The following is a 5,026-nucleotide window of genomic DNA, read 5'->3' as shown; positions in this document are numbered from 1 at the left end:
CCCCTCAAAAATCACTTTCACCCCCACCTCTGACTTGTCCCGCCATAGCTTGAGCGACGGCGGATCCTCCCCCCTCAGCAGGGGGAGGAAGGATAAGGAAGGGAGCCTACATGAGGGGAAGAAGAAGATGGATGTGGACTATAATTGGGCTCGCGAAGACAAATAAAGCGGCCGCTGGCCGCTTTATCCTGGATTTTGAATCTTGAACCCGAATTTCAAACACTGGAAGTTTTTTCGGGGCCCACTCTCTTTACGGCCCGGAAAAACTTCTTCACCTTGCTCTCCCTCATCAGCGGCCAGTCGCAGCGGGTGCAGCGTTCGGCCTCTTCATGGCCGGTGGCCTCGGTGAACCCGCGGTCCACCTCGGTAAAGGTCGAGCGGCGGGATTCCATGTCCAGCATGACCTCCTGCCGCCGCCGGCGGCGGTCCAGGCTGTCCGGGTAGTTCGCCCAGGGCTCAATCAGGCGGCGCGGCCGGTACCGGATGTTCACCGGAGTGGCGCCCACCAGGGTCAGGTAGAGGTGGACAGCCGCTTCTTTCCCCGCCGCTATCCCCTCGATGACCGACGCGGGACCGATCGCCAGGTCTCCCCCGGCGAGGACCGGTACGGATACCTCCGGGATCTCCAGCTGGACGAGGGGCGCCTTGAGGTCAAACCGCTTTTTCGCCGGCACGCCGCCGAGGAAGGAGAAGTCCGGGGCCGACCCCACCGCGGTGATCACCCAGTCCGCCCTGACGGTGAAATCGGAACCGTCCCTGAAGACCGGGACCAGCCTGCCGTTGGGGTCCTTGTCGATCCTTTCGACCTGAAGGCATCGAGCGCCGGCCACTTTCCCGTTCTCACGCTGGAAAGTGACGGTGGCCCCGGCATCCAGGATCTCGACCCCTTCAGCGACCGCTTCGGCGATCTCCCACCGGTGGGCCGGCATGAACTCACCGGTGACAGGGGAGAGGATCTCCTTCCACCCGTTATCCTTGTAATGGAACTTTCTCTCCGGCGGTTTCGGCTTTTTCTCCAGGCAGATGAGCCTGACATTGTCGGCACCGCACCGGAGGGCCGAGCGGGCCACGTCCATGGCGACGTTGCCTCCGCCGATGACGAGGACATCCCCGGGAAGCTTCATCCCGTCGCCGATGACCACCTGCTCGAGGAACTCCCTGCCGTCGATGAAACCTTCCGATTTTTCACCGGTGTGGGGGAGGCGCACGGACCTCATGGCGCCGAGCCCCAGGTAGACAGCCGAGTAACCGTCCTTTTCCAGGTCCTGGAGGGTGAAATCCTTACCCAGCCGCCGGCCGAATTTGAAGTCGATGTCCAGCTCCAGGATCCGGTCGACCTCCCTGCGGTAGATCTCCCGGGGCAGGCGGTATTCGGGCGCGTAGATGGCAGGCGTACCCCCGGCGAACTCCCTTGCCTCGAAGACAGAGACCTCGAACCCGAACAGCCTCAGGTAAAGGGCCGCGCTCAGGCCCGACGGTCCGGACCCGACCACCGCCACCTTCTTGCCCACCCGGACGCCGCTCTTGGCGATCTCCCTCTGGTAAAAGTTGTAGGGACGTTCAGTCCGGTCGTCGATGTAGCGTTTCAGGGCACAGATGGCGACAGGGTCGCCGTCCTTGCCGCGGTTGCAGTTCTGCTCACACGGATGGTGACAGATCCGCCCGATGGTGCCCGGGAAAGGACAGACAGCCTCGACCAGTTCCAGGGACTCCCTGACCTTGCCCGCGGCGGCGAGGTGGACGTACTGGGAGCAGGGCACGCTGCCGGGACACGTTTCCTGGCACGGGGGATGAAAATAGTGGGGACCTTTCCTGGAGTCGATGATGGCCAGGAACCAGACCAGGACGAAGGACAGGGTGAGGACGGAAAGGCCCCAGTTCCACTTCTGGTAGGTGGCCAGGACCAGGCCGATACTGAGCGGAGCCATAGCGAAAAAGTATGTGCCGATATAGCGGCGGCCCGAGTACCAGTGCCCGAGGCCGGGGAAGACCGCCGACAGGATGGGCGCCCGCTTGCGCCGCAAGCGCTTCTGACCCTCCAGAAGCAGCAGATCCTTGAGGTCGAGGCGGCCCAGGCAATGGAAGCAGCGCCTGGCCACCATCTTGTCCGGGATGGCGCAGGAATGGCATTCACGGTAGCCTTCAAGAAGCGTCGCGTCGCTCATCCGGTTTTCATCCCTGGCTGTCCCCCCTGGTCCTCGATCCTGACGTAAAATGTGCGGTGTCTCGGCCCGTCGAACTCGCAGTAAAAGATCCGCTGCCAGGTCCCGAGCATCGGGCGGCCGTCCTCGATGAGGATCGTCTCCGATGCCCCGAACAGGCTTGCCTTGAGGTGGGCGTCGGAATTCCCCTCCGCGTGGGAAAAATCCCACCCCTCGGGGACCAATCGGCGCAGGCCGGAGACGAGATCCGCGGCCACCGCCGGATCCGCTCCCTCGTTAATGGTCAGCGCTGATGTCGTGTGGGGACAGTACAGAACGCAGACGCCGGTCGAGACCCCGGAAGAGCGGATGGCATCTTCGACCTGTGACGTGATATCCACCAGTTCCTCACGGCGCCTGGTGGAGAGTTTAACCACCGTCTGCATGCCCCTCCTTAGCATATTTCGAAACCCGTTGAATATAGCCAATCGACCCTTCAAAGTCAAAAGGAATCGGGCAAACCAATTGCAATAGAAGGGGAAATGTGCTATCCCTCGGCCTTAGCCGAGCCTTGAAGCATGGGCTGTTTTGACACCCCACGGAGGCATTTCCCCCGCCCAAGGAGGAGATCAGTGAGCCAAGGTTCCAAGTCCCGACACAAGCGTCTCGAGTCCCTCAACCTGGTCTCCCTCTCACACAGGGACGACAAGGGCCAGGTGGACCTGGAGGTCGTGGGACGAACCCTTGACCTGTCGGAGGGCGGCATCCTGCTCGAGATCCACCAGCCTCTGCCTTCAGAAAACCGCATGGTGGAGGTCACCCTGGGCATCCGCGAGCACGTCATTCAGACCACGGGAGAGATCGTGCACCAGAGGAAACTGGAAAGCGGCCACATCGGGCTCGGCATCGCCTTCAGGAAGATCTCCAAAGAGAACGCCGCGGTGATAACCGATTTCCTGGCCGGGGACGAGGGATGACCTCTTGTCCGACCTGACCCACCTGGATGAAAAAGGGCGGGCCCGGATGGTGGACGTCGGCGGCAAGAACCCGTCCCGCCGCACTGCCGTCGCAAAAGCCGATGTCCTCCTGACCCCTGAGACCCTAGCGGCCGTTCTGGACGGTGATGTACCCAAGGGTGACGTTCTGGCAGTCGCGCGCGTCGCCGGCATCACCGGCGGCAAAAGGACCCCTGACCTCATCCCCCTCACCCACCCCATCGGCCTTGACTCCCTCAAGGTTGAGCTGACCCCTGACAGGGTCCTTCCCGGTATCCGCGTCGAGGCCACCGCCACCACCACCGGCAAGACCGGCGTGGAGATGGAAGCCCTCACCGCGGTGTCCGTGGCGGCCCTGACAGTCTACGACATGCTGAAATCCCTGGAGAAGGGGATTCGGATCAGCGACATCAGGCTGGTGTATAAGAGCGGGGGGAAATCAGGCGAATATCACGGAGAGTGATATTCGCCATATGTATCGGGGTACCGGTGTAACGGGGTGTCGGGGAAAAACCAAAAACACGAAAGAAAAACCTCCAGGATGGAGGTTTTCTTATTTCTGAAGACATTCACACCTGATAACCGGAGAATAGCAATAATACCGTTCACATTTTGGCGCTTTTACTCCGATACAGCCTGATCAATCCCTCGGGACCGCCAGCATCCTGTCGAGTGCCTCCTTAGCCTTGACACGGACATCCTCAGGAACCGTGACCACCGGCTCCATGTTCACCAGCGCGTCCCTGATGTCCTCGAGGCGGGTCAGCTTCATGTTGGGGCAGATCATGTTCTTCGAAAGGGGGATGAACGTTTTCCCCGGGCTCTCCTTCCTCATGCGGTACAGGACCCCAAGCTCCGTGCCGATGATGATCTCCTTCGCCGCAGACTCCCGGGCGAAGGTGTACATTCCCGAGGTGCTGGTGATGTGGTCGGCGAGGGCGAGGACCTCCGGGCGGCACTCGGGGTGGGCGGCGAACACGGCGCCGGGGTGCAGCGCCTTGACCGCCAGCACATCTTCCGCCGTGTACTGGTGGTGGATGGGGCAGTAGCCGTCGTGCCACACGACCTCTCTGTCCACCTTGTCCGCGATATACCGGGCGAGGTTCTGATCGGGGACCATGATCAGGGGGTCGGCTTCCGGGGGAAAGGAGCGGGCGACGTTGACGGCGTTGCCCGATGTGCAGCAGATGTCGCTCACGGCCTTGACCGCCGCGGAGGTGTTCACATAGGCCACCACCGTGCCCCCGGGGTACTTTTCCCTGAGGGCGGCCACACCCTCCGGGGTGATCATGTCGGCCATGGGACAGCCGGCGTTCCTGTTAGGCAGGAGGACCGTCCGGTCGGGCGCGAGGATGGCCGCCGATTCCGCCATGAAGTGGACCCCGGCGAAGACGATGACCTCGGCGTCCGAGTCGGCCGCCACCTGGGAGAGCCCCAGCGAATCACCGGTGTGGCCGGCGATCTCCTGGATCTCGTCCCTCTGGTAGTTGTGGGCCAGGAGAACGGCCTTCCGGTCGTCAAGGAGCCCCCTGATCTCCCCTTTGAGCTGTTCCTGGTTCATGGGATTTTCCTTTTAAGACAGAATCGCCAAAAGTCCGGGCGCGGCTATTCATTGATTCGGGCGCCCCGCGCGGGGCGCGTCGATGAACATTTATGGGTCCATCATCCTGGGTGCCTTCGTTGACAGGGTCAAGTAAATAACATATAAATTTCACTTGTTCAAAGGGCCTGCCCGTGAACAGTCAATTGAGGGTTGAGGGACTCGCTAAAAGTCCATCAACGCGCCCCGCGCGGGGCGCCCAAATCAATGACTCGCACCGTAAGTCATTGATTTGTAAGGAAAGGGAAAACGACGCTTTTCCCTTTCCGTGGAGCGAAAAGTCCCGGATT

The 5,026-nt window shown here is 61.6% G+C and carries 5 protein-coding genes; 2 read left to right on the top strand and 3 right to left on the bottom strand.

What is annotated here, in order from left to right; genetic code table 11:
• Window positions 1-215: 215 nt before the first annotated feature.
• The gene (locus tag P1S46_11455) at window positions 216-2,165 is read right to left on the bottom strand and encodes an FAD-dependent oxidoreductase (GenBank protein MDF1537092.1); all 1,950 of its coding nucleotides are present in this window, start codon (window positions 2,163-2,165) and stop codon (window positions 216-218) included.
• Window positions 2,162-2,587, bottom strand: a complete 426-nt coding sequence (locus tag P1S46_11450) for a secondary thiamine-phosphate synthase enzyme YjbQ (GenBank protein ID MDF1537091.1) — start codon at window positions 2,585-2,587, stop codon at window positions 2,162-2,164. Before P1S46_11450 ends, P1S46_11455 begins: the two co-directional genes overlap by 4 nt.
• 186 nt (window positions 2,588-2,773) lie before the next feature.
• On the opposite strand from P1S46_11450, the gene P1S46_11445 reads away from it, so the two are divergent.
• On the top strand, window positions 2,774-3,118 hold the full coding sequence (locus tag P1S46_11445; GenBank protein ID MDF1537090.1) for a PilZ domain-containing protein: 345 nt from the start codon (window positions 2,774-2,776) through the stop codon (window positions 3,116-3,118).
• 4 nt (window positions 3,119-3,122) lie between these two features.
• Window positions 3,123-3,599 carry a cyclic pyranopterin monophosphate synthase MoaC gene (moaC, locus tag P1S46_11440; protein ID MDF1537089.1) on the top strand — a complete coding sequence of 159 codons (477 nt, stop codon included), beginning with the start codon at window positions 3,123-3,125 and terminating at the stop codon, window positions 3,597-3,599.
• A 177-nt stretch (window positions 3,600-3,776) separates the two neighbouring features.
• On the opposite strand, the gene nadA is transcribed toward moaC, so the two are convergent.
• The gene (gene nadA / locus P1S46_11435; protein ID MDF1537088.1) at window positions 3,777-4,697 is read right to left on the bottom strand and encodes a quinolinate synthase NadA; all 921 of its coding nucleotides are present in this window, start codon (window positions 4,695-4,697) and stop codon (window positions 3,777-3,779) included.
• Window positions 4,698-5,026 lie beyond the last annotated feature (329 nt).

This window comes from bacterium, assembly GCA_029210545.1.
Lineage (GTDB): Bacteria > BMS3Abin14 > BMS3Abin14 > BMS3Abin14 > BMS3Abin14 > JARGFV01.
The sequence above is the reverse complement of the archived record's forward strand: the minus strand, read 5'-3'. Positions and strand labels throughout refer to the sequence as shown.

Excerpts from the sequence above, each read along its gene's own strand:
- nadA (MDF1537088.1), bottom strand. The coding sequence starts at position 4,697 with ATGAACCAGGAACAGCTCAAAGGGGAGATCAGGGGGCTCCTTGACGAC.
- P1S46_11450 (MDF1537091.1), bottom strand. The coding sequence starts at position 2,587 with ATGCAGACGGTGGTTAAACTCTCCACCAGGCGCCGTGAGGAACTGGTG.
- P1S46_11455 (MDF1537092.1), bottom strand. The coding sequence starts at position 2,165 with ATGAGCGACGCGACGCTTCTTGAAGGCTACCGTGAATGCCATTCCTGC.